Origin of the sequence: Mammaliicoccus sp. L-M44, from assembly GCF_022386355.1 — a bacterium.
In the GTDB taxonomy this organism is placed as follows: domain Bacteria; phylum Bacillota; class Bacilli; order Staphylococcales; family Staphylococcaceae; genus Mammaliicoccus; species Mammaliicoccus sciuri_A.
Genome location: NZ_JAJNIU010000012.1, coordinates 43,056 through 67,736 on the forward strand (window position 1 = coordinate 43,056; position 24,681 = coordinate 67,736).

Annotated in this window: 23 protein-coding genes; 20 read left to right on the plus strand and 3 right to left on the minus strand. The window is 32.8% G+C overall.

The features are described 5' to 3' along the window. Positions 1-163: 163 nt before the first annotated feature. Positions 164-574, plus strand: coding sequence for a VOC family protein (locus LQ611_RS08200; protein WP_025904575.1), 411 nt, complete (start codon positions 164-166; stop codon positions 572-574). A gap of 82 nt (positions 575-656) precedes the next feature. Here LQ611_RS08200 and LQ611_RS08205 read toward each other — a convergent pair whose 3' ends face one another. Further along, positions 657-2,348, minus strand: a complete 1,692-nt coding sequence (locus tag LQ611_RS08205; RefSeq protein ID WP_210141417.1) for an Rqc2 family fibronectin-binding protein — start codon at positions 2,346-2,348, stop codon at positions 657-659. A 173-nt stretch (positions 2,349-2,521) separates the two neighbouring features. Between LQ611_RS08205 and gmk the strand changes: the two genes are divergently transcribed. The 4 genes from gmk to priA all read left to right on the plus strand — a co-directional run bounded on the left by gmk (position 2,522) and on the right by priA (position 7,118). Continuing rightward, on the plus strand, positions 2,522-3,145 hold the full coding sequence (gmk, locus tag LQ611_RS08210; protein WP_025904573.1) for a guanylate kinase: 624 nt from the start codon (positions 2,522-2,524) through the stop codon (positions 3,143-3,145). Beyond that, positions 3,145-3,345, plus strand: coding sequence for a DNA-directed RNA polymerase subunit omega (rpoZ, locus tag LQ611_RS08215; protein WP_016911048.1), 201 nt, complete (start codon positions 3,145-3,147; stop codon positions 3,343-3,345). Before gmk ends, rpoZ begins: the two co-directional genes overlap by 1 nt. A 165-nt stretch (positions 3,346-3,510) precedes the next feature. Then, on the plus strand, positions 3,511-4,713 hold the full coding sequence (coaBC, locus tag LQ611_RS08220; protein ID WP_107590850.1) for a bifunctional phosphopantothenoylcysteine decarboxylase/phosphopantothenate--cysteine ligase CoaBC: 1,203 nt from the start codon (positions 3,511-3,513) through the stop codon (positions 4,711-4,713). Further along, positions 4,710-7,118: a primosomal protein N' gene (gene priA, locus LQ611_RS08225; RefSeq protein ID WP_107565734.1), complete on the plus strand. Its 2,409-nt coding sequence runs from the start codon at positions 4,710-4,712 to the stop codon at positions 7,116-7,118. The genes coaBC and priA overlap by 4 nt, the downstream gene beginning before the upstream one ends. A gap of 219 nt (positions 7,119-7,337) precedes the next feature. Here priA and LQ611_RS08230 read toward each other — a convergent pair whose 3' ends face one another. Then, positions 7,338-8,225 (minus strand): nuclease-related domain-containing protein, encoded by an 888-nt coding sequence (locus LQ611_RS08230; RefSeq protein ID WP_107565733.1) that lies wholly within the window; start codon positions 8,223-8,225, stop codon positions 7,338-7,340. Between the two features lie 163 nt (positions 8,226-8,388). On the opposite strand from LQ611_RS08230, the gene def reads away from it, so the two are divergent. From def to LQ611_RS08295, 13 genes are all read left to right on the plus strand, one after another. Then, the gene (gene def / locus LQ611_RS08235; protein WP_107565732.1) at positions 8,389-8,877 is read left to right on the plus strand and encodes a peptide deformylase; all 489 of its coding nucleotides are present in this window, start codon (positions 8,389-8,391) and stop codon (positions 8,875-8,877) included. After that, positions 8,870-9,802: a methionyl-tRNA formyltransferase gene (fmt, locus tag LQ611_RS08240; protein WP_037587594.1), complete on the plus strand. Its 933-nt coding sequence runs from the start codon at positions 8,870-8,872 to the stop codon at positions 9,800-9,802. Before def ends, fmt begins: the two co-directional genes overlap by 8 nt. Then, the gene (gene rsmB, locus LQ611_RS08245) at positions 9,799-11,109 is read left to right on the plus strand and encodes a 16S rRNA (cytosine(967)-C(5))-methyltransferase RsmB (protein ID WP_025904565.1); all 1,311 of its coding nucleotides are present in this window, start codon (positions 9,799-9,801) and stop codon (positions 11,107-11,109) included. Before fmt ends, rsmB begins: the two co-directional genes overlap by 4 nt. Position 11,110: 1 nt before the next feature. Continuing rightward, a complete protein-coding gene (rlmN, locus tag LQ611_RS08250; protein ID WP_107565737.1) occupies positions 11,111-12,202 on the plus strand; it encodes a dual-specificity RNA methyltransferase RlmN in 1,092 nt (363 codons plus the stop codon). Positions 12,203-12,205: 3 nt separating this feature from the next. Next, complete coding sequence (locus LQ611_RS08255; protein ID WP_037587595.1) at positions 12,206-12,952, plus strand: Stp1/IreP family PP2C-type Ser/Thr phosphatase; 747 nt, start codon at positions 12,206-12,208, stop codon at positions 12,950-12,952. Next, complete coding sequence (gene pknB, locus LQ611_RS08260; protein WP_103361347.1) at positions 12,949-14,940, plus strand: Stk1 family PASTA domain-containing Ser/Thr kinase; 1,992 nt, start codon at positions 12,949-12,951, stop codon at positions 14,938-14,940. The genes LQ611_RS08255 and pknB overlap by 4 nt, the downstream gene beginning before the upstream one ends. Before the next feature lie 130 nt (positions 14,941-15,070). Then, positions 15,071-16,267, plus strand: coding sequence for a hypothetical protein (locus tag LQ611_RS08265; RefSeq protein ID WP_107565730.1), 1,197 nt, complete (start codon positions 15,071-15,073; stop codon positions 16,265-16,267). A gap of 75 nt (positions 16,268-16,342) precedes the next feature. Then, positions 16,343-17,632 carry a cytochrome P450 gene (locus LQ611_RS08270; RefSeq protein WP_025904560.1) on the plus strand — a complete coding sequence of 430 codons (1,290 nt, stop codon included), beginning with the start codon at positions 16,343-16,345 and terminating at the stop codon, positions 17,630-17,632. Positions 17,633-17,756: 124 nt separating this feature from the next. After that, a complete protein-coding gene (locus LQ611_RS08275) occupies positions 17,757-18,437 on the plus strand; it encodes a response regulator transcription factor (protein ID WP_107572712.1) in 681 nt (226 codons plus the stop codon). Continuing rightward, complete coding sequence (locus tag LQ611_RS08280; RefSeq protein ID WP_239709524.1) at positions 18,427-19,818, plus strand: sensor histidine kinase; 1,392 nt, start codon at positions 18,427-18,429, stop codon at positions 19,816-19,818. Before LQ611_RS08275 ends, LQ611_RS08280 begins: the two co-directional genes overlap by 11 nt. A gap of 58 nt (positions 19,819-19,876) precedes the next feature. Further along, positions 19,877-20,752 carry a ribosome small subunit-dependent GTPase A gene (gene rsgA, locus LQ611_RS08285; protein ID WP_025904557.1) on the plus strand — a complete coding sequence of 292 codons (876 nt, stop codon included), beginning with the start codon at positions 19,877-19,879 and terminating at the stop codon, positions 20,750-20,752. Further along, on the plus strand, positions 20,752-21,399 hold the full coding sequence (gene rpe / locus LQ611_RS08290; RefSeq protein ID WP_107565727.1) for a ribulose-phosphate 3-epimerase: 648 nt from the start codon (positions 20,752-20,754) through the stop codon (positions 21,397-21,399). The genes rsgA and rpe overlap by 1 nt, the downstream gene beginning before the upstream one ends. A gap of 2 nt (positions 21,400-21,401) precedes the next feature. Next, positions 21,402-22,046, plus strand: a complete 645-nt coding sequence (locus LQ611_RS08295; RefSeq protein ID WP_107565726.1) for a thiamine diphosphokinase — start codon at positions 21,402-21,404, stop codon at positions 22,044-22,046. Between the two features lie 54 nt (positions 22,047-22,100). On the opposite strand, the gene rpmB is transcribed toward LQ611_RS08295, so the two are convergent. Next, positions 22,101-22,289, minus strand: coding sequence for a 50S ribosomal protein L28 (gene rpmB, locus LQ611_RS08300; protein WP_017000124.1), 189 nt, complete (start codon positions 22,287-22,289; stop codon positions 22,101-22,103). A gap of 311 nt (positions 22,290-22,600) precedes the next feature. Here rpmB and LQ611_RS08305 point away from each other — a divergent pair, with 311 nt between their 5' ends. Beyond that, positions 22,601-22,975, plus strand: coding sequence for an Asp23/Gls24 family envelope stress response protein (locus tag LQ611_RS08305; RefSeq protein ID WP_016911554.1), 375 nt, complete (start codon positions 22,601-22,603; stop codon positions 22,973-22,975). Between the two features lie 15 nt (positions 22,976-22,990). Beyond that, entirely contained in the window at positions 22,991-24,655 is a 1,665-nt protein-coding gene (gene fakA, locus LQ611_RS08310; RefSeq protein ID WP_210141436.1) for a fatty acid kinase catalytic subunit FakA, read from the plus strand. Positions 24,656-24,681: the final 26 nt, after the last annotated feature.

Sequence of the window (24,681 nt, forward strand, 5' to 3'; positions counted from 1 at the left end):
ATAAATATATATCCGACAATGATGATGGCTAACATAATAACGATCGGTAACAATAATGAAAGTGACATAAAATCTCTCCTTTGTCTTTAAAGCTTAATAAGATTATACTAAATAATATACGATTTAAAAAATGATTAAAATCTGTTGATGGAGTGTTTATTGAATGATACCAAAAATTACGACATTTTTAATGTTTAACGGTGAAGCTGAAGAAGCGATTAATTTTTATACGTCTATTTTTAAAGATAGTGAAATATTGACATTAGTTAAGTATGGTGAAGAAGGACCTGGTGAACCTGGGACTGTTCAACATTCTATATTTAAAATAAATGGACAAATATTTATGGGAATCGATCAAACAAATGGTGTTGAAATTGAGATGAATCCTGCAATGTCATTATATGTAACGTGTGAATCAGCAATGGAAATGGAACATTTATATTCTAAACTTAAATCTGGTGGCGCGATTCTCATGCCGAAAACAGAATTACCGCCAACATTTAGAGAGTTTGCATGGGTTCAAGATAAATTTGGCGTGAATTTCCAACTTGCTTTACCTGAACAACAGTCATAAATGCAATATATAAAAGAAAAACTTTCATAACTGATAAGCCTTTGAAACTGATTTCTGGCCAATCAAGTTATGAAAGTTTTTGTTATTTTTTAAGTAATTTTTTAATGTCGTCATAATCAGTCGTTACATAAAGTGTTGTTTGACTGTCGTAAGTGACAAATCCTGGTTTAGCACCACTCGGTTTATGGACATTCTTTATAGCAGTGTAGTCAACAGGAATTTGACCTGATTGACTTGCTTTAGAATAATACCCGGCAATCATTGCCGCTTCTTCGATTGTTTTTTGCGTGGGTTCATCTTCTTGTATGACAACATGTGAACCTGGAATATCTTTCGTATGGAACCATAATTGATTTTTTCTTGCGACACGATGTGTTAAGTAATCGTTTTGTTTATTATTTTTACCTAATAAAATCGTTTGACCATCTGTAGAAATAAATGTCGTTAACGTAATTTTGTTAGAATTTTTCTTTTTCTTATTTTTACGTTTCTTCACAAAACCTTGATCTTCTAATTCTTCTCTAATGTCATCAATATCATCAACAGAAATATGTGCAAGTTGTTGTTCTAATGATTCGAAATATAAGATATTAGATTGTGTCAATTTGATTTGTTTATCTAATTCTATTTCACGTGTCTTAAGTCTGTTATATTGTTTGTAATAATATTGAGCATTCATTGAAGGTGATTTCGTTGGATTTAAAGGTATCGTAACAGGCTCATTGTTATAATAATTAATAGTTTCCAACGATTTGTCACCTTGTTTAATTTGATACATATTCGCCGTTATTAATTCTCCAAATAATTGTTGCTCATCTTTGTTACGAGCCGCTTCTCGCTCATTAATTAATTTCTCTAGTTTATGGCGATTTTTTTGAAGATGTTGGTCGACAATTTTAACCAAATCTAATGCACGTTGCTTAACGCGTTCTCTTTCACCGCGTGATTCATAAAATCTATCTAAACATTCGTGTAAATCATTAAAGGACATATAGTCATTTCCATAAGAACGTAACGGCATAAAGTAGAAAATTTCTTTGCCAGTCGAATCATCACTGTAAATAACAGGATTAGGTGATTGTTGAACTTCATCCATTACTTCATTAAAAGCTTTCACTAAAGTTTCTTGGTTCATAAATGGTCGTCTAGATGTAATCTCTTTTGTTATAAGTGGACTAAAACCTTCAAATTGTTGAAGAAGCTGTCGGTCAATTTTACCAGAATTAAAATCAATATATTTATTAATATCATCCACTTCGAAAGGATTTAATTTTTTAACAGTAGGTGGATATTCATATTTGAAACCTGGCATAATTGTACGAGCAGTATTAGTATTAGGTGTATGATGTTTAAAGCCGTCGATAATTTTACGGTCGCCATCAATTAAAATGATATTACTATGTCTACCCATAATTTCTAATACGATTGTTCGTTTTCTTAAATCACCAATTTCATCTCGAGAATGAACATCGATCTCTACTAGTCGGTCATTACCAATTTGAGTAATACTTTGAATAATGCCGCCATCTAAATGTTTACGTAGTACTCTAAGAAACATTGGTGGGTCGAAAGGATTATCAAATTTTTCAGCAGTTAAGTGAAAACGACTGAAATTTGCATGTGTTGATAATAGTAATTGTTTATTTTTTCGTTCACTTCGAATTGTTAATATAATTGTGTCATTACTAGGTTCAGTAATTTTATGAATTCGCCCAGTTACGAGCGATTGTATATCTTCAACGATCTTTCTAGTAAATAAGCCATCAAAAGCCATTTGCATTCACACCTTTATCAAAAGTCAATTTATTGTAACATGTAAGGGATTAAATGAGTATAATTCTGTTTAATCTTTAAACGTCTCTAGCCATATAGAATTGAAATATGGTAAGATATAAAAAAACAAAATGATAATAAATCGTTAGTATTCATTAGGAAAGGTCGTTTGACATGAACATAGAAAAAGGGTTACTGATAGTGCTCTCTGGCCCATCTGGAGTTGGTAAAGGAACAGTACGTAAATCAATATTTGATGATCCGAGTACGGATTTTAAATATTCTATCTCTATGACTACTCGAAACATGCGTGAAGGCGAAACAGATGGCGTAGATTATTTCTTTAAATCAAGAGAAGAATTTGAAGCTTTAATTGCTGATGACCAATTTATAGAGTATGCTGAGTATGTTGGTAATTACTATGGTACGCCAGTACAATACGTAAGAGATACGATGGATAACGGTTATGATGTATTTTTAGAAATAGAAGTAGAAGGTGCGAAACAGGTTAGAAAGAAATTCCCTGAAGCATTATTTATTTTCTTAGCACCACCAAGTCTTGAACATTTGAAAGAAAGACTTGTCGGTCGCGGAACTGAATCAGATGAAATCATCCAGAACCGAATTCTTGAAGCGCGTAAAGAAGTTGAAATGATGAACCTTTACGATTATGTTGTTGTAAACGATGAAGTTGAATTAGCGAAAGAGCGTATTCAAGCCATCGTAGAAGCTGAACACTTAAAAAGAGAACGTGTTGAAGCACGTTACAGAAAAATGATATTGGAGGCAAAAAAATAATGTTATACCCACCACAAAACGAATTAAAAGACAGCATCAATTCTAAATATTTAGTTGTAACAACTGCAGCTAAGAGAGCACGTGAATTACAAGAACACCCTGACAGTTTATTATTAGATGAATATCGTTCACTAAAAAATGTAGGTCAAGCACTAGAAGAAATAGCAGCTCATAAAGTATATGCTAAATTAGAAGACTAATCATTTGAATTAACGAAAGACCTTTTATGTTTGGACGACCAATCCATACATGAAAGGTCTTTTTATTGAATATGTATATTGTAATTTAGATTCATGACAGTCTTTTTTAAAGAATGTATAATAAGTATAAAGTTTAAGAATCGAATTAATCGGAGGAGTACACAAATGAAGAATATACTTCTAGCTGTAACTGGGGGAATAGCTGCCTATAAAGCTATAGATTTAACGAGCAAATTAACACAAAGCGGCTATCAAGTGCGCGTCATGTTAACTGAACATGCGAAACAGTTTGTGACACCATTGGCATTTCAAGCTATCAGTCGCAATCACGTTTATACAGATACTTTTGACGAAAAAGATGTCAGTGAAATTCAACATATTACGTTAGCTGACTGGGCTGATGCAGTCATCGTTGCGCCTGCAACAGCTAATACAATTAGTAAATTAGCGAATGGCTTAGCAGATAACATGGTGACTTCAACATTACTCGCTACGACTGCTCCTGTTTTTATCGCACCAGCAATGAATGTTCATATGCTTGAACATCCTTCTACCGTTGAAAATATGTCTCGATTAAGAAATTATGGTTATAAATTCATCGCGCCTGGGGAAGGTTATTTAGCTTGTGGTTATGTTGCAAGAGGTAGAATGGAAGAACCGATTACCATTTTAACAATTATTGATGATTATTTTAAAGAACAAGCACAACCACAAACATTTGCTTTAAAAGGTAAAAACGTACTTGTAACTGCTGGACCAACAGTTGAAAAAGTAGATGCTGTACGCTATTTTACAAATCGTTCAAGTGGAAAGATGGGTTATGCATTAGCTGAAGCTGCAAGAGATTTAGGGGCGAACGTTACGTTAGTAAGTGGAGAGACAAATTTAACGCAACCTGTTGGCGTAGAATTTGTTCAAGTAACAAGTGCTGAAGATATGTTCCAAGCTGTTAAATCACGTATGAATGATATGGACATGATTATTAAAGCAGCAGCAGTCGCTGATTACACACCAGTTGAAACTTCTGAACATAAAATGAAAAAGAAAGATGGCGACTTACAGCTTACATTTAAAAGAACGACAGACATCCTTAAATATTTAGGGGAACATAAAGATAAGCAATATTTAGTTGGATTTGCTGCTGAAACAGATAATGTCGAAGAATATGCAATGGGTAAATTGAAAAAGAAAAATGCAGATGTCATCGTTGCCAATCACGTTGCGAATGAGGCAATTGGTTTTAGATCTTCAGATAATGAAGTAGATATGTATTTTGCAAATGGAGATAAAGTACCAATTGCTAAAGCTTCTAAACAACAAGTGGCCATCAAAATTTTAAATGAAATTACTAGTAGGTGGGAAGATTGATTGCAAATGTAGTCGTAGATATTCCAGCTAAAAATGTCGACAAAATATTTGATTATTTAATTCCGCAAGATATTGAAGATATCGTCAAAGTCGGTGTTAGAGTTGAAGTGCCTTTTGGTCCACGTAAAATTCAAGGGTTTGTCATTGGCATAAGTGAAGAATTAACAAGTGACATTGATCAGTCTAAATTAAAATCAATCATTCGTGTTAAAGATTTTAAACCAGAGTTAACAGCGGAACTCATTGAACTGAGTGAATGGATGTCTAACTTTCACTTAGTTAAGCGTATTTCGGCTTTAGAAATTATGTTACCGAGTGCTGTCAAAGCTAAATATCAAAAAGTATATTGTGTTGCTGATCCAGAAGGGATTCCTGCACAATATTTAAATCATTTTAATAAAGAAGGTATTTTAACATTTGAACAAGCGCAACAACTTCAAATTGTTTCTATTTTAGAAGACTTTGTAGAAAATGAGGCAATTATAAAAGACACAATTGTAGGTCAACAACTTACAAGAAAATATGTAACTTGTGTAAGAATCGTCCCTACAGATCGATTAGATGAGATTTTGATGTCATTGAGTAAAAAAGAAAAACAACTTGATGTCATGAACTATTTAATTGAACATAGACGAGAAGATGTCATGCTCAGAACATTAAAAGAAGAAGGTTTCTCAGAATCGAGTATCAATACGCTTGTTAAAAATCAAATATTAGAAAAATACGATGGCATTATGAATAGAGATCCGTATGAGCATCGTATTTTTGAAAAAGAACATAATAAAGCATTAACTGAAGCGCAACATGAAGCTTTTACACAGATTGATGAAGCGGTTCGTAATAATGAATCGAAGACGTTTCTTTTACATGGTGTGACGGGTTCAGGGAAAACAGAAGTATACTTACAAACTATTGAGAATGTACTTAAAAAAGGTGAACAGGCGATTATGCTTGTACCTGAAATTGCATTAACACCTCAAATGGTTAACCGATTTAAAGCGCGCTTTGGTGATGAAGTTGCTGTATTACATTCCGGTTTATCTAAAGGTGAAAAGTACGATGAATGGCAAAAAATAAGAGATGGTAAAGCGAGTGTTTCAGTCGGTGCAAGATCAAGTGTCTTTGCACCATTTGAAAAATTAGGTCTTATTATCATTGACGAAGAGCATGAAGCAACGTATAAGCAAGAAGATTATCCGAGATATCATGCAAGAGAAATCGCGATATGGAGAAGTGAATATCACAAATGCCCAGTCGTATTAGGATCAGCTACACCAAGTCTAGAAACTTTTGCACGTGCAGAGAAAAATGTTTATCAATATTTAGGATTACCAGATCGTGTAAATCAACAGAAAATGCCTGAAATTGAACTCATTGATATGAGGGAAGAACTTCAAGAAGGTAATCGTTCGATGTTCTCTAATGACCTGACTAAAGCTATTCAAGATCGCATTGATAAAGGGGAACAAATTGTATTGTTCTTAAATAGAAGAGGACATTCATCATTTGTATTATGTAGAGATTGCGGACACGTACCACAATGTCCAAATTGTGATATCTCGCTTACATATCACAAGACACATGATGATTTAAAATGTCATTATTGTGGATACAGTGAACCTATGCCTCAAAGATGTCCAAGTTGTGAAAGTGAACATATACGACAAATGGGTGTTGGCACGCAGAAAGTCGAAGAAATTATATATGACACATTCGAACGCGCTAAAGTTATTAGAATGGATGTCGATACCACTTCGAAAAAAGGAGCTCACGAAAAATTATTAACAGCTTTCGGGAATCAAGAAGCAAATATTCTGTTAGGGACACAGATGATTGCTAAAGGACTGGACTTTGAAAATATTACATTAGTAGGCGTACTTAATGCAGATACGATGTTAAACTTGCCAGATTTCAGATCGAGTGAAAAGACATTCCAATTACTGACTCAAGTTGCAGGTAGAGCAGGGCGACATGAGAAACAAGGCGAAGTCATGATTCAAACATATAATCCAGATCATTACGCTATCTTAGATGTCACAAGCAATGATTATATGTCCTTTTACCAAAAAGAAATGAAATTTAGACAGATTGGTAAGTACCCACCATATTATTATCTTGTGAATTTGACTATTAGTCATACAGATATTAAAAAAGTATTAAAAGCATCCAAGCATATACATGGTATATTGTTGCAACACGTTACAACACAATCCTTTGTATTAGGACCATCACCAAGCCCGTTGTCACGTATTAATAATAGACATCGATTCCAAATATTAATTAAATTTAAGAACGAACCAGATTTATTAACAGCCTTACAATATTTAGATGATTATTATCACGAGCAATACTTAAAAGATAAACTATCACTAGAAATAGACATTAACCCGCAAATGATGATGTAAATAGAAAGAAACCCGTGAAATGTGAAGATTTCACGGGTTTTTTGTATGTGTATAGATGAAAATGTAGGTTTTTACGTAAGTACAGGTGCCATTAAAAGCAGTTCTGTCCAAAGGTGCAAATACTGATACTGTTATTAGCAGTTTTGGCTAAAGGTGCAAATACTGACCCCGTTAAAAGCAGTTCTTGTTAAAAGTGCAAATAACGAACACTACATTAGTTTATTTAGGGAAGAATTTTCTATTTCTTTTCTTAGCTGATTTAAAATACTTGTTACAAACACGACCAATCGTATATTCTTTCACCGGATAACACCACTGGATGGCTTCATCAAATGTGAAGCCGTCTCTTTTTAAATAATAGAGTTCTTTCAAATTGTACAGAATGATTTTTTCGGATTTGATCTTACAATGACAGTACGTGCAGTTATAGTAGATTTTACTTTCTACTATATTGATTGTGTGCATTTTTCTGCAGCTCGGGCATTTTATACCTGCTAAGCTGATGTCGAAGTATGGTGTGATTTCTTTTTGATAATAAGTGGAATGAATTTTCTTGTGTTGCAATAAAAAGTTTAATAATGCGGGGTTAAACTTTGATGATTGGGATAGTAAAATATCTTTGATTTGATTCAATTGATTGAAGTAGATGATATTTTGATCATGTGGCCAGTTTCCAACGGGTATAAAATGAGGATTCGTAAAAATGATATAAGGCTGAATATTTATATGTATACCATTTTGATACAGTAATTTTTCTAATTCAGATTTCATAAATTGAGTTTGTTTAATGGGGGATTTCGTAGTGATTCCGTAACTATTTTTTAAGAAATCTTGTTCGAAGTGCCACTCGTCTCTATAATGTTTAATTTCAAATAAGAAAAGTGTATTATCTGTTGCGACTAAATAATCAATTTGGACATGATGTTGATTACCGAATTCGAAGTCGTAAATATAGCAGATGTTTGGTATCGTGTTTAAAAATAATTTGAAATAGCGTTCTCCTTCTTTACCATTGTAATAAGTTAGAAGATTATTTCTCTCATCTTTCGATAAAATCTTCCGTGATTCAAGTGCGAGTAAATATTGATAGTAATCGGATGTGTTCATAAAGGACTCCTTTCTGTTATTTATTGGTAATTCAATTTTACTTCGATTACTTAAAAATTTCTATCAAATCAATATAAGCGACTGTAGATGAATTTTCTCTGTCGCTTTTTATATTGATTTACGTTATAATTATACGATGAGTTTTTAAAAAGGAGCGATAGATATGGCTGTAAAACCACTTGTTACGGTACCAAATCCAATATTAAATAGAGAAGTTAAAGATGTTGTGACTTTTGATGAGTCTTTAAAAACATTAATTGCTGATTTAGAGGATACAATGTTTGAAAATGATGGGGTGGGTATAGCTGCACCTCAAATTGGCGTTGATCTTAAAGTTGCGATTGTTGATATGGAGCAAGAAGGTATTTTGCAGCTGATCAATCCAACGATTGTTTCTCAATCTGAAGAAACTGAAGCTGATGTAGAAGGTTGTCTCAGCGTACCTGGCGTCTTTGGAGAAGTGAACAGAAGTAAAATGATTGTTGTGAAAAGTAATGATTTAAATGGTAATGAAGTTGAACTAACTGCGTATGATGATATTGCACGTATTATTTTACATGAAGTAGATCATTTATATGGTGAGTTATTCACGGATAAGATGACAAGAGAAATTAGCGAAGAAGAACTAGAGGAGATGTATAAGGATGAGTAAAATTGTATTTATGGGTACACCAGATTTTTCTACAGGCATTCTTGAAATGCTAATCGAAGAACATGAAGTGATTGCAGTTGTTACTCAACCTGATCGTCCAGTAGGTAGAAAAAAAGTACTGACACCACCTCCTGTTAAAAAAGTAGCAGTCGAACACAATATTCCAGTATATCAACCTGAAAAATTAAATCATTCTCCAGAATTAGAAGAGATTATTAATTTACAACCTGATTTAATCGTAACTGCAGCATTTGGACAGCTATTACCAAAATCACTATTAGATGCGCCAAAATATAAAGCAGTCAATGTACATGCTTCATTGCTACCTAAATATCGCGGTGGTGCTCCGATTCATTATGCAGTTATGAATGGTGAGAAGAAGACAGGCGTAACAATTATGTATATGGCAGAAAAATTAGATGCAGGTAATATTATTAGCCAAGATGAAATCGACATTAAAGAGAACGACACAGTAGGAGATGTTCATGATCAACTAGCAGTACTCGGTACAGCATTATTGAAACGAACTTTACCTACTATTTTTAATGGAACAAATGATAGCATTCCTCAAGATGAATCTCTTGTAAGTTTTGCTTCAAATATTTCAAGAGAAGATGAAAGAATTGACTGGACACAAGATGCTGAATCAATTCATAACCATATTAGAGGGTTATCACCTTGGCCAGTTGCTTATACAACGATGAATGATAAAAATATGAAATTGTGGCGCAGTGAAATTGTAAGAAATGTTAAAGGTAATCCAGGAGAAATTGTTGAAACAACTAAATCAGCTATTATTGTAGCAACAGGTAGTGAAGATGGTGTTGCTTTAACTGAAATACAATTAGCAGGTAAAAAACGTGTGCAAGCACGAGATTATTTAAGCGGATTACAATCAAAAATTGATGGGACTAAATTAATATGATGAAAAACAATGTAAGAAACGTTGCATTAACGATTCTAGATGATGTACTAACAGGTGAAGCATATAGTAATCTACAACTTAATGAAGCGATAAAAAACGAAGCCGTATCTAAAAAAGATGTCGGATTATTAACAGAACTTGTATATGGTACTTTACAAAGAAAAATCACTTTAGAATATTTAATTGAACCTTTTATTAAGACGAAGTTAAAAGGTTGGATGAAACGTCTATTAATCATGAGTGCATATCAATATGTATATTTAGATAAAGTTCCAAATCATGCGATTATCAATGAAGCTGTCAATATTGCTAAAGTACGCGGTGATTTACACAATAGTAAAGCAATCAATGCGATTCTTAGAAATTTCATGTCTACACCATTAAGAACATTAGATGAAATCAAACATGATGATAAGAAACTTTCAATAGAAGGTAGTGTACCTTTATGGTTAACGAAACATTGGATTACACATTTTGGATATGAAAAGACAAGAGAAATGTGTTTATTAAGTTTAACACCGCCAGATACAACAGTAAGAGTAAATACAACACGTATATCTGTTGAAGATGCAGTTGAAAGATTACAAAGTAATGGTTATACTGTCGAAATAGATAAAGACATAGAAAGATGTTTACATGTTAAAGGTGAAGCCATTGTAAATGATAGATTATTTAAAGATGGTTTATTATCTGTACAAGATAAGAGTTCAATGTTTGTAGCAGAAATTTTGAATCCAAAACCGAATAGTACAGTATTAGATACATGTAGTGCACCAGGTGGTAAGACTTGTCATATCGCTGAAATCATGAATCAAACAGGTCATGTTGATGCGTTTGACATTCACCCACATAAAATAGATTTAATTGATTTTAATATCAAAAAATTAAGACTTAAAAATGTAACAGCAGCTGTACACGATGCAACTCAGCCTTTTGATCAAACATATGATTACATCCTTGTAGATGCACCGTGTAGTGGATTTGGTGTCATGAGAAGAAAGCCTGAAATTAAATATGACAAGACGTCAAAAGATGTTGAATCATTATGGCACTTACAATTAGAGATCCTTGAAAATGCGAGTAAATCTCTCGCACCGAATGGAGAATTAGTGTACTCAACTTGTACAATCGAACAAATGGAAAATGAAAATGTTGTTTATTCATTCTTAAAAGCAAATCCAGAGTTTGAATTCGCACCATTTATAGATCCAAGAACAAATCAAGAAACTAAAACATTACAGCTACTACCTCAAGATTATAATTCAGATGGTTTCTTTATTACTAAAATTAAGAGAAAGGAAAGTTAATATGCCAGCGATACAGAAAAAACGCAATAAATTTATGCCAAACTTCGAAAGACCTTCAATATATTCATTACAATTAGGAGAATTAGAAGATTGGTTGATCGATCAATCAGAACCAAAGTTTAGAGCTAAACAAATTTTTGATTGGTTATATGTTAAAAGAGTAGACGCTTTTAGCGAAATGACAAATCTTTCAAAAGAATTGAGAGAAAAACTAGTTCAATCATTTGAAATTACAACGTTAGAAGTAGCTGTTAAACAAGAAAGTAAAGATGGAACTATCAAGTTTCTTTTTGAATTACAAGATGGATACACGATTGAAACAGTATTAATGAGACATGAATATGGGAATTCAGTTTGTGTGACAACTCAAGTAGGTTGTCGTATAGGTTGTACGTTCTGTGCCTCATCAATTGGTGGATTGAAACGTAACCTTGAAGCGGGTGAAATTGTTGCGCAAGTATTAACAGTTCAAAAAGCTTTAGATGCTACGGATGAGCGTGTTAGCCAAGTTGTTATTATGGGTATTGGTGAACCATTTGAGAACTATGATGAAATGATGGGATTCTTAAAAATCATTAATCATAATAAAGGTTTAAACATCGGTGCACGTCATATTACAGTTTCTACATCAGGAATTGTTCCTAAAATTTATGATTTTGCTGATGAATCACTACAAATAAACTTCGCATTGAGTTTACATGCAGCTGATAATGAAACACGTTCTAGATTGATGCCTATTAACAGAGCTTATGATTTAGATAAATTAATGGAAGCTATTGAATACTATGTCAACAAAACGAATAGAAGAATCACATTTGAATATGGTTTATTCGGAGGCGTGAATGACCAAGTTCATCATGCAAAAGCATTGGCAAAATTAATTAAACATTTAAACTGTCACGTGAACTTAATTCCAGTTAACCACGTACCAGAACGTGATTATGTAAAAACATCAAAAGAAGATATCTTTAAATTCGAAAAAGAATTAAAAAGAAACGGGATAAATGCTACAATAAGACGTAATCAAGGTGCAGATATTGATGCTGCATGTGGACAACTAAGAGCAAAAGAGCGAAAAGAAGAAACGAGGTAACAAATCATGGAAGCACGGTTTTTTACAGATGTCGGTCAATTTCGAGAACAAAATGAAGATGCAGGTGGTATCTATACAAATCAAACAGGTCAAGTGTTATTAGTGATTTGTGATGGTATGGGTGGACATGCTGCTGGTGAAGTTGCAAGTCAATTTGTGAATGATTCACTTAAAGCTAGATTCGAAGATGAAAATTATATTGAATATGATCATGCTGAAGATTGGTTGCAATCTAACTTAGCTGATATAAACAGACAATTATATAACGAGTCTATGAACAATGAGATGTATAGAGGCATGGGTACAACTTGTGTTTGTGCTCTAGTCTATGAAAAAGACATCGTTGTAGCTAATATAGGTGATTCACGTGCTTATTTGATGAACAGTCGTGAAATGATGCAATTAACAAATGATCATACATTTGTTAATCATCTTGTTACGATTGGGGAAATTACGAAAGAAGAAGCTTTCACGCATCCTCAAAGAAACATTATTACAAAAGTTATGGGAACAGATAAACGTGTTAACCCAGATATTTTTTACTACAATACAAAATTTTATGATTATTTGCTTTTAAATTCAGATGGTTTGACAGATTACTTACATGAAGATGACGTTCAACAAATTGTGATGTCTCATAAAGGTACGGTTGAGGATATTGGTGAAACGCTTATCGAAGAAACAATAGAAGTCGAAGGTAAAGATAATATCTCGTTAATATTATATCCATTTGAAGGTGGAAAAATATGATAGGTCGCATAATCGCCGGTCGCTATGAATTTGTGAAGTATCTTGGTGGCGGTGGTATGAGTAACGTCTATTTAGCGAAAGATAAGATCTTGAACCGTGATGTAGCAGTGAAAGTAATCAACATACCGCCTTATGAAAAAGAAAAAGCCGTTGAACGTTTCGAACGAGAAGTTCAAAATACGACGATTTTAAGTCATAGTAACGTTGTGAATGTACTGGATGTAGAAGAAGATGATAATTGTTATTACCTTGTTATGGAATATATAGAAGGACCAACATTAAAGGAATATCTATGTAAAGAAGGTAAGTTATCTGCAGATGAAGCGGTTGAAATGACGCTTCAAATCTTAAAAGGTATCGCACATGCACACCATCATCGAATTATTCATCGAGATATTAAACCTCAGAACATTCTCATGACTAAAAATGGGACGTTAAAAATATTAGACTTTGGTATCGCAAGGGCATTAAGTGAAACAGCTCTAACTGAAACGAATCATGTTATGGGTTCTGTTCAATATTTATCGCCTGAACAAGCTAAAGGTCAATCAACAGATGAATCATCAGATATTTATTCTATTGGTATTGTATTGTATGAATTATTAACAGGACACCCACCATTTAATGGGGAAACGCCTGTAAGTGTAGCCATTAAACATATTCAAGAAGAGTTGCCTTCTATTAGAAAAGAACGACCATCTATACCTCAAAGTATAGAAAATGTCATTATGAAAGCAACGCGTAAAGAAAAGTCACTCAGGTACCGTGATACAAATGAAATGTATTATGACCTTTTAACAGCATTGGATGATGAACGTAAAGATGAATTACCTAGGTATGATTCTGATTCAGATACTAAAACAATGCCCGTTATAAAAGCAGATGAAGAAGAAAGTGATACAAAGACTGTTCCAATTGCAACGACGCAACAAAATGCTAATGCACAACAACAAAATACGGAAACAAATAAGCCTAAACGTAAGCGAAATAAATGGTTAATCGTTTTTGTACCTATTTTACTATTATGTATGTTAGTAGGTGCAATCGGTTTTGCCTTAACAGCACCTAAATATGTAGATGTGCCTAACTTATTAGGAAAATCACGTGGTGAAGCCTTAGCTTTAATAGATGAAAAAGGTTTAAGTAAAGGCAAAATAACAGAAGCCTATAGTAATAGCTTTAAAGAAGGCGAAGTTATGAAAGTAACACCTAAAGTAGGTAGTAAAGTCAAAGAGATGACTAAAGTTGATTTAGTGATATCTCAAGGTGTTAAGACGTTTACCGTAGAAGATTATGTTGGAAAATCAGCAGACAAAACGAAAAAGCAATTAGAAAAACAAGGTTTTGAATCTGTCCGTATAAAAGAACAATACGATAAAGCGGCGAATGGCACAGTAATTAATCAAAATATTGAACCAGGTTCTAAAGTCGTACCTAAAGATACGATGATTATTTTGACAAAATCAATCGGCGTGAAGCAAGAATACGTTAAAGATTATACGGGTGAAGAAATCAGTAAAGCAACTTCTGAACTTGAAGCGCTAGGATTTAAAGTAGAACAATCTGAAGTTGAAAGTGATGAACCAGCAGATACAATTGTCAAACAATCATTTAAAGATGGACAATTGCCAGTCGAATCAACGATTTACTTTGATGTATCTAAAGGTGAAGATAAAGACTCTGACTCAGATAAATCAGATGACAAAGATAAAAATGATGACAACAATGATAATGCAAGAGATAAAACATATACACAATCTGTTTATATACCATTTACAGGATCTGATAGTAAAAAAGGTCAAAAAGTAGAAATCTTTGTTAAAGATAAATCAAATGATATTAAAAAAGTTGCAGATTCCTTTACGATTAAAAAAGATACAACAAGAAGCATTAATTTCACGATTCCAAAAGGCGAATCAGCTGAATATCGCGTTGAAGTAGATGGTAAAGAAATTGAAAGTAACACAATTGATTACGATGATTTCTAAATATATGAAAAGTATATAGCTATATGAGAGACTGAAACATTAAACAGTGTTTCAGTCTCTATTTTTATACACTATTGATTTAATGCTTAGTTCTTAGTAAAATTTAGAAAATGAGTCTGGGGTGAAAAATATGCTTCCTTATGTGTCTTTATATGAATATGTATATCGTCAAACAGAACATGCTATTGTAGATGCTGATCAAAAGCACGCTATTTATGAAGAGTATAAAAATATTGTGACCTCATCTCATCTGACTGATCAAGTCTTTATAGAAGTTATGAATAATTTCTTCTATGATATAGGCTTGTTAAATACGTCTATTAACGCATTGAAAGTTCCTGACAAGCAAGTGGGGATTAAGGTGAGGGCTACTAAGGATGCTTTAGTTGTTATGGAAGTGCTGGATGATATACGCTTTGTTGTTGGTGATGAAATTACACAGTTATCAGGGGATTCTATTGAATATTGTAGAATGAGATATCATCGTTTATTAAAAGATGAACCATACCATAGGGAAGAATGGGGACATATTTTAACTTTCCAAAATGAAGTAGAAGTGAAAAGAGCGAATCAAACTTATCGCTTTGAATTGAGACATTATCCGGTGAGTACTGAACATACGATTGATGTGACAGTTAAGGATGATGTGCCAATATTAGAATTTAACGGTGATATTCGTTTTGAACAAGCTGTTGAAGCGTTATATAAATTATCCAAAATTCAAGAATCATCTAAAAAAGTCGTGTTTGATTTTAGGAATGCACAATTTAAAAATTTAAGTATCGCAGAGTTTCTTATACCTTATTTTTATGAGATTGGTAATCAAGAAACGATATTAACAAGAGACACACACGTAAAGGTTGAACGAGAGCGTCATAAGACGTTATTTAAGCAAAAATTAGAACGTTTGTATAAAGCCTGCAGTGAAATGAATGAACAAGCTTTTTATCAAAATATTTTAGATCAACCTGTTGGTGATTGGAAACTCTTTGATGATGATAAAATTGAATTTATCGGATTAAGTCGATTTGAAGAAATTGTGGTCTTAATTGATAAAGATACATCTTATGCAGCTGAATGGCTCGTTTATAAAATAGCAAAATCGGGAATAGTCAATCTTGTCGGAAGACCAACGAGTGGGAATTTATCATTTTTTAATGTTGTTGAGGAAATTATTGATCAACGATTTATACTTAGTTTTCCGGTTGATAATCTAAGTCAATCGATTCAAGATGATGTCGTTTATCCAGATACGCTAATTGAGTGGTCAAAAAGGCATGCATTAGTTGACAAAGATATAAAATTTTCAATTGATAATAGTTGTTGATTGATTATTTTCACAGAAAATGAAATAATATGTAAGTATATGAAATTTACAAAAATTCTAGGGGGCATTAACTTTATGGGTAAGCAAATACCAAAAGATAGAGGTCTAGACAGTACATTAAAAGTCTTAAAAGAAGGCTATAAATATGTACCAAATAGACTTGAGAAATTTGATACAAATATTTTTGAATTAAGAGCATTAGGTGGAAGAAGAACAGTTGTATTTAGCGGTAAAGAAGCTGCAGAGATTTTTTATAACAATGAATTAATCGAAAGACAAGGTACGTTACCTAAACGTGTTGTTAATACTTTATTCGGTAAAGGCGCTATACATACTACTGGTGGTAAAAAACACATAGATCGTAAAGCTCTATTTATGTCATTAATGACTGAAGAAAACTTAGAATATTTGAGAGAACTTACACGTAGTACTTGGTTCATGAATACTGAACGTATGGAAAGAATGGACGAAGTTAACGTTTATAAAGAATCTATCATTCTATTAACTAAAGTTGGATTTAGATGGGCAGGCATTATCGCTTCTCCTGAAGAAATCGAAAGCTGTGCTAAAGATATGGATACTATGATCGATTCATTCAAAAATATCGGTACTGCATTCAAAGGTTATAGAGAAGCTAAAAAAGCAAGAGATAGAGTAGAAACATTCCTAGAAAATCAAATTATTGCAGTACGTGAAGGTAAATTAACACCTCCACAAGGTACAGCATTACATGAATTTAGTCATTGGGAAGATTTTGAAGGTAATTTAATGGATTCTAGATTGTGTGCGATCGATTTAATGAACGTAGTGCGTCCTCTAGTCGCAATTAACCGTTTTGTTAGTTTCGGTGTGAAAGCATTACATGATTATCCAGGAGAAGCAGAAAAAGTTTTCAATAATGAAAATGACTATGCCTATAAATTTGTACAAGAAGTTAGAAGATTCTATCCTTTCGTACCATTTTTACCTGGTAAAGCAGCAGTAGATATCGAATTTGATGGCTATACTATTGAGAAAGATACGTTCTTAGTATTAGATATTTACGGAACATTGCATAGAGAAGGTTTATGGGAGAATCCAGAAAGATTCTATCCAAACCGCTTCAGCGATTGGGACGGAAGCCCATTTGATTTAATCCCTCAAGGTGGCGGCGATTATTATACAAACCACCGTTGTGCGGGTGAATGGATGACAATTATCATCATGGAAGAATCAATGAAATACTTCGCTAGAAACATTTCATATGATATGAAAAAAGACCAAGACCTATCTGTTAATTTAAATAAATTACCAGGTCGTGTCGTAAGTGGTACAATCATTGAAAATGTTAATGCATTAGTAAACCGTAACGTAGAATCAGTTTAATCATGAATTGATTCATTATAATAATATTATTCAGGCTGAAATTTCATTCGAAATTTCAGCCTGAATTCATGTATATATGAAAATTTTCAAAGATATTTGGTATCATAGGTAAAGAGGTGATGACATGGTAACTTGTTTAGTTGTAGATGATGATAAATTTATCTTAAATGATTTGAAGCGAGAAATTGAACGCGAACATATAAATGTTATAACAAGTCTCAGTGGTGAGGAAGCTTTAGAAGTTGTAGAGCATAAATATATTGATATTGCTGTTGTAGATATTATGATGCCAGGTATGGACGGCTTTGAATTGTGTCAAATACTTAAAGATAGTTTTGATATTCCAGTTATCATGTTAACTGCAAGAGATGAGTTGAGTGATAAAGAAAATGCATTTCTAGCAGGAACAGATGATTACGTAACAAAACCATTTGAAATTAAAGAGTTAATATTTAGAATAAAAGCTGTACTACGCAGATTTAAAATTAATTCATCTAATGAACTTCAAATAGGTAACACACATATTAATAGTGTTGATATGGAAATAACGATTAATCAGAAAACAATGCTTTTACCTAAGAAAGAATTTGCATTACTAGATTATTTAATGCGTAACAAAGATAAAGTATTACAACGAGACAAAATCATTGAAGTTGTATGGGGCGTTGATTTCGAAGGAGACGAGCGAACGCTTGATGTACATATTAAACGTATTAGAAAGCGTTTAGAAAAGTTAGAGAGCGATGTCTTGATTAAAACCGTGAGAGGCGTTGGTTACAAGGCGGTGCTTGCTCATGAGGTTTAAGTCTTTAGCGCAACGTATAACGATCTATACAATAGTCGTGATGCTCGTCAGTGCTATTTTAGGATTCATTCTTACAAATATTTATTATCATATAGATTTAAAAGAAAAAAATGATCACAAAGTATTTAATACTTTAAAAGATGTTCAAGATTATATTGATCATGATAATGAAATGTCGTTGGATAATTATTTAAATCACTTAAGCGAGCTTCATTATCAAGCTGTATTATATAACGATAAGTTGAAACCGACTTACTATGGTGATAACTTTAGAAAATATAATTTAGATAATCAAGCAGTTGAAGATGTATTAGACGGTAAAACGTATCATGGTATTAAGAATAGACCATTTAATATTTTTATTACAGGATTCTTCGATAATGAAACGAGGAACACTGTCGGTATCAAGATTCAACATCAAGGTGCTGAATATGCATTATTCTTAAGACCTAGCGTCGGTTCTATGTTAGGCGAATTTAGAATATTTTTAGCAATATTACTTGTGTTACTTGTCGTAATTTCATTAGTACTCGTGCTATTTTCAAGTTATTCATTGGCAAACCCAATTAGAAGACTTATGAAGACAACAGAATCATTACGTAAAGGTGATTTTGATGTCGATATCAAAGTAACACGTGACGATGAAATAGGTATATTACAACATCGATTTATTAAGATGAGAGATGAACTTAAACAACTAGAAATGATGAGACAATCCTTTGTTCAAAATGTGTCTCATGAAATTAAATCTCCACTTCAATCTATTTTAAGTTTATTAAGAGAACTTGAACTTGAACATGAACAAGATGAAAATAACAGATTACAAATTATAGAAGATATATATGCTAGAGCATACCGTTTGAGTAATTTAACGAAACAATTATTGTTGTTATCTGAGTTAGATAATAGTGAGCATCTATCATTTAATGAAACAGTACATGTTCAAAAAGTCATTAAAGAAGTCGTTCAAAATCTGAATTTCTTATTAGAAGACAATGAAATCTCAGTTCTATTTGATATGGATGATTTAACTATTAAAGGTAATCATAAATTACTCTATCAAGCGCTCTATAATATATTAAATAATGCTATTAAATATTCACCTAAACATAGTATGATACAAATTGATCTTAAAGAACAAAATGAGTTTGTAAAAGTTTCTATTATTGATGAAGGTTATGGCATGACTGAGAAACAATTGAAACATATTAAAGATCGATTTTATAAAGGTGATCAATCACATAATATTCATGTTGATAGTAACGGACTTGGTTTATCAATAGTTGATTCAATTATTGAACATCATGATGCTCAAATCTTCTTTGAAAGTGAAGTCGATAAAGGAACAGAAGTAACGATTTTGTTTAAGCAACATAAATAATTGATTATTTAAGCAGTATGATTTGGTATAATTAAAATAAAATGAGGTAGGTGTTATATTGAAAACGGGTCGTATTATTAAATCAATAAGTGGAGATTATTCAGTACAAGCTGACGATGGTATATATATTACGAGAGCTCGAGGGTTATTCAGAAAGAAGAAGACATCTCCTGTTGTCGGAGATATTGTTGATTTTCAAGTTGAAAATGAAACGGGTGGGTATATTCAACATATTCATGAACGTGAGAATATATTATTAAGACCACCTGTTTCAAATATTCATAAAGTTATCGTCGTGATGAGCGCATCAGAACCAGCGTTTAGTCAACAATTATTAGATAGATTTCTCGTAGTCGTTCATTCATACAATATTACACCGATAATATGTGTAACTAAAAAAGATCTCGCTACTGATGATGAAATTCAACAAATTCAAGATAAATTAGCTCAATATCAATCAATTGGATATGAAACTTTATTTATAGGCGAAGAAGATGATGTATCAAATGCGATTAAACCTTTAATTGACGGTATAATCGTGTTAAGCGGCCAATCTGGTGTTGGTAAATCCACGATTATGAATAGACTGTTCGAGGATTTGAATTTAGAAACAAACAAAATCTCAAAAGCGCTTAATCGTGGTAAACATACGACAAGACACGTTGAGTTGTATGAGTTAGATGGTGGTTATTTAGCTGACACACCAGGATTTAGCGCATTAGACTTTTCGCATATTGAAAAGGAAGAACTTGCAGATTTATTCCCAGAATTTGAAGCAATTAAATCACAGTGTAAATTTAGAAATTGTACGCACATTAATGAACCTAAATGTGCAGTAAAAGAACGCATACAAGACAATCATTTTTATCAGTTAAGATATAAGCACTATTTGACATTATTCGAAGAAATTCAAAATAGAAAGGTAAGATATTAATGATAAAAATAGCACCTTCACTTTTAGCTTGTGATTTTGCAGAATTAAAACAAGAAGTAACACGTGTTAAGGAATCTGGCGCAGACATTTTACATTTTGATGTTATGGATGGTCAGTTTGTACCGAATATATCAATTGGTTTACCTATTTTAGAATCATTAAGAAAAGTAACTGATATGACGATTGATACACATTTAATGATCGAGAACCCAGAACAAATGATTGACGCGTTTTGCGAAGCGGGTAGTGACATGGTATCTGTCCATTTCGAGGCGACACCGCACATTCATAGAGCGATACAACAAATCAAAGCGCATAATAAATTAGCAGGTGTTGTGATCAATCCTGGAACGCCTGTAGAATCATTAACTCAAATTTTAGGAGACGTGGACTTTATTTTAATTATGACTGTGAATCCTGGATTTGGTGGTCAAAGCTTTATAGAATCTACGCTAAGTAAAATTACTTGGTTAGACGAATATAGAAATGAACATGACTTAAACTTTGAAATTGAAGTTGATGGTGGTGTTAATGAAGAAACAGGTGCGTTATGTAAAGCACAAGGAGCAGACATATTAGTTGCAGGATCTTATTACTTCAAACATGATGACTACAAAGAACCTGTACACAAATTAAAGGGTGATTAATCGTGAGAGTAAATCTATTATGTAGTATGCGTCATATCAATGAACATATACTTCAAGATGAAAAGCACATTGATTGGATAGGTGTAGATAGAGGCACAATTGAATTAATTAAACATGATATTAAGCCTGTTGCTGCTATAGGAGATTTTGATTCTGTATCAGATGAAGAGTATCAACAAATTATTAATCATATCGATATTGATCCGGTTAATAAAGAAAAGGATGATACGGATCTTGCATTAGCGGTTAACTTAGCAGTTGAACTCGGATACGAAGAAATTAGAATATATGGTGCGACAGGTGGCAGATTAGATCATTTTATGGGTGCTGTTCAAATATTAACGAAACCAGAATTTCTGGAAGATAATATTCAAATCACGCTCGTAGATGAACAAAATGAAATTACAGTATTAAAAGCAGGAAATCATCGAATTTCACAAGTAGAAGGCATGAAATATGTGTCGTTTATTCCGTTAAGTACGAATATTAGAATAAAATTAGAAGAATTTAAATATGATTTACCATTTACCACTTTGGCACAAGGCTCAACGTTAACAATTAGCAATGAGTTTAAAGCGGGTCATGAACACCCATTAGTGACAGTTGAACTTGGCAATATATTGATGGTACAAAGTAAAGATAAATAAAAAAAGAGAACCTTCCACACAAAGGTTCTCTTTATTATATGTGACTTATATTCATTAAACGCGTGTAACTTTACCTGATTTAAGCGCACGAGCTGAAACCCATACACGTTTAGGTTTACCGTCAACTAAGATTCTAACTTTTTGTAAATTAGCGTTCCAACGACGTTTGTTAGCATTTAATGCGTGAGAACGGTGGTTACCAGTTCTAGCTTTACGACCTGTTACGAAACATTCTTTAGCCATAAATATCCTCCTTTAATGAAATATAAATACACATTTATTTACGTTTACACACCTTAATAATATAACACGCACTTTTAATTTATTCAACGGCTTTTTTGCAATTTAGCGAAAAAATAATAACAAATTTCGCAAAAAGTATTTTAAAGTTCAATTTATTTGTTATAATAATATCTTGTGAAAACGTTGTATAAAAAACATGATTAAAATGATGAATTCTTGCGATGTGAATGTGATATTAAGTATAATTAAACAGAACATATAAAAGTAGTTTATAAAACGAAAAAATTTAAATGTGTAGGAGGGACGTAATCATGACTTTAGAAATTACAAATGAGTATGGAAGTATCGATATTTCAAATGACGTTATTGCAACGCTTGCTGGCGGAGCTGCCGTAGAATGTTATGGTATCGTTGGTATGGCAAGTAAACATCAAGTTAGAGATGGTATTGCAGAAATTCTTGGGCGTGATAATTATGCCAAAGGTGTTATTGTATCTCAAAACGAAGGTGTTCTTGATGTAGATATGTATATAATTGTGAGTTATGGTACGAAAATCTCAGAAATAGCAAACAATGTCCAATCTGCTGTTAAATATACTTTAGAACAATCATTAAATTTAAAAGTCAACGCAGTCAACATATATATCCAAGGTGTTAGAGTTATTAATGATGATGAGGAAGCATAGGGAGGCAAATACAGTATGAATAAGATTGACGGCAAATTGTTTGCTGATATGATCGTACAAGGATCAGATAGTTTATCAAACAATGCAGATTTTGTAGATTCTTTAAATGTGTTCCCTGTACCAGATGGAGATACAGGAACAAATATGAATTTATCAATGTCATCAGGTGCAGCAGAGGTTAAAGCTCATAGTAATGTACATATCGGTGAGGTTGGTAAAATATTTTCTAAAGGATTGTTAATGGGCGCAAGAGGTAACTCAGGTGTTATCTTATCTCAATTATTTAGAGGATTCTCAAAATCGATTGAGAATGAACAAGAAATTGATGCTCAACAATTCGCTAAAGCATTCCAAGCAGGTGTGAATACAGCATATAAAGCTGTAATGAAACCAGTTGAAGGAACGATTTTAACAGTTGCGAGAGTAGCTGGAGAAGCGGCTGTTAAAGCAGCTGAATCAACAGAAGATGTTATAACAGTTATGGAAGCAGTCATTAAAGAAGGTCAAACAGCATTAGAAAACACACCAAACCAACTACCTGTACTTAAAGAAGTAGGTGTTGTGGATAGTGGTGGACAAGGTTTAATGTTTGTTTATGAAGGCTTCTTAGCAACATTAAAAGGCGAAAAAATTCAACCAGCTAAAGAAAAAGTAGATACAGACGAATTTATTAATGATGACCATGATTTCGGTGGTGTCATGAATACTGAAGATATCGTCTACGGCTACTGTACTGAAATTATGGTTCGCTTTGGAAAAGATAAAAAAGCATTCGATGAAGAACAATTCAGAGAAGATATGAGTCAATTCGGTGATTCATTACTTGTAATCTCTGATGATGAAATCGTAAAAGTACATGTTCATTCTGAAACACCAGGTGAAGTATTATCTTACGGTAGCCAATACGGTGAACTCATTAAAATTAAAATCGAAAACATGCGTGAACAACATAGAGAAGTACTTCGTAAAAGCGCAGATAAAAAAATAAAACAAGAACAACAAGAGCAACAAGAGCAAGAAGAGATTGAAACAGCAGTTATTACAATTTCAATGGGTGAAGGAATCACAACATTATTTAAATCACTTGGTGCAACTCATGTCATCAGTGGTGGCCAAACTATGAATCCTTCAACAGAAGATATTGTAAAAGTTGTAAAACAATCAGGTTGTAAAAATGCAATCATCTTACCAAATAATAAAAATATTATTATGGCGGCTGAGCAAGTTGAACATTTAGTTGATATACCTGTAGCTGTTGTCGCATCAAAAACAGTATCTCAAGGTCTTTCAGCAATGTTAAATCTTAACTTAGAGCAAACAATCGAAGAGAATAAAGCACATATGGAAGATGCAATGCGTTTTGTAAAATCAGGTTCTGTAACATATGCCGTTAGAGATACAAATATAGATGGTATTACAATTAAAAAAGGTGAGTTCATGGGTATCCATGAAAGCAGTATTAAAGTAAGTGATGCTGACCACCTAACAGCTAGTAAAAAGCTTATCGATGAAATGATTGATGAAGACAGTGAAATTTTAACAATTATTAAAGGTGAAGACGCTACTGATGAAGAAGTCGATCAATTAGTATCATATGTTGAAGAAAACTATGAAGAAGTTGAAGTAGAAGTACATCAAGGTGACCAACCAATTTACTCATTCTTATTCTCAGTAGAATAATCTCAAGATAAAAGACAACAATGTTA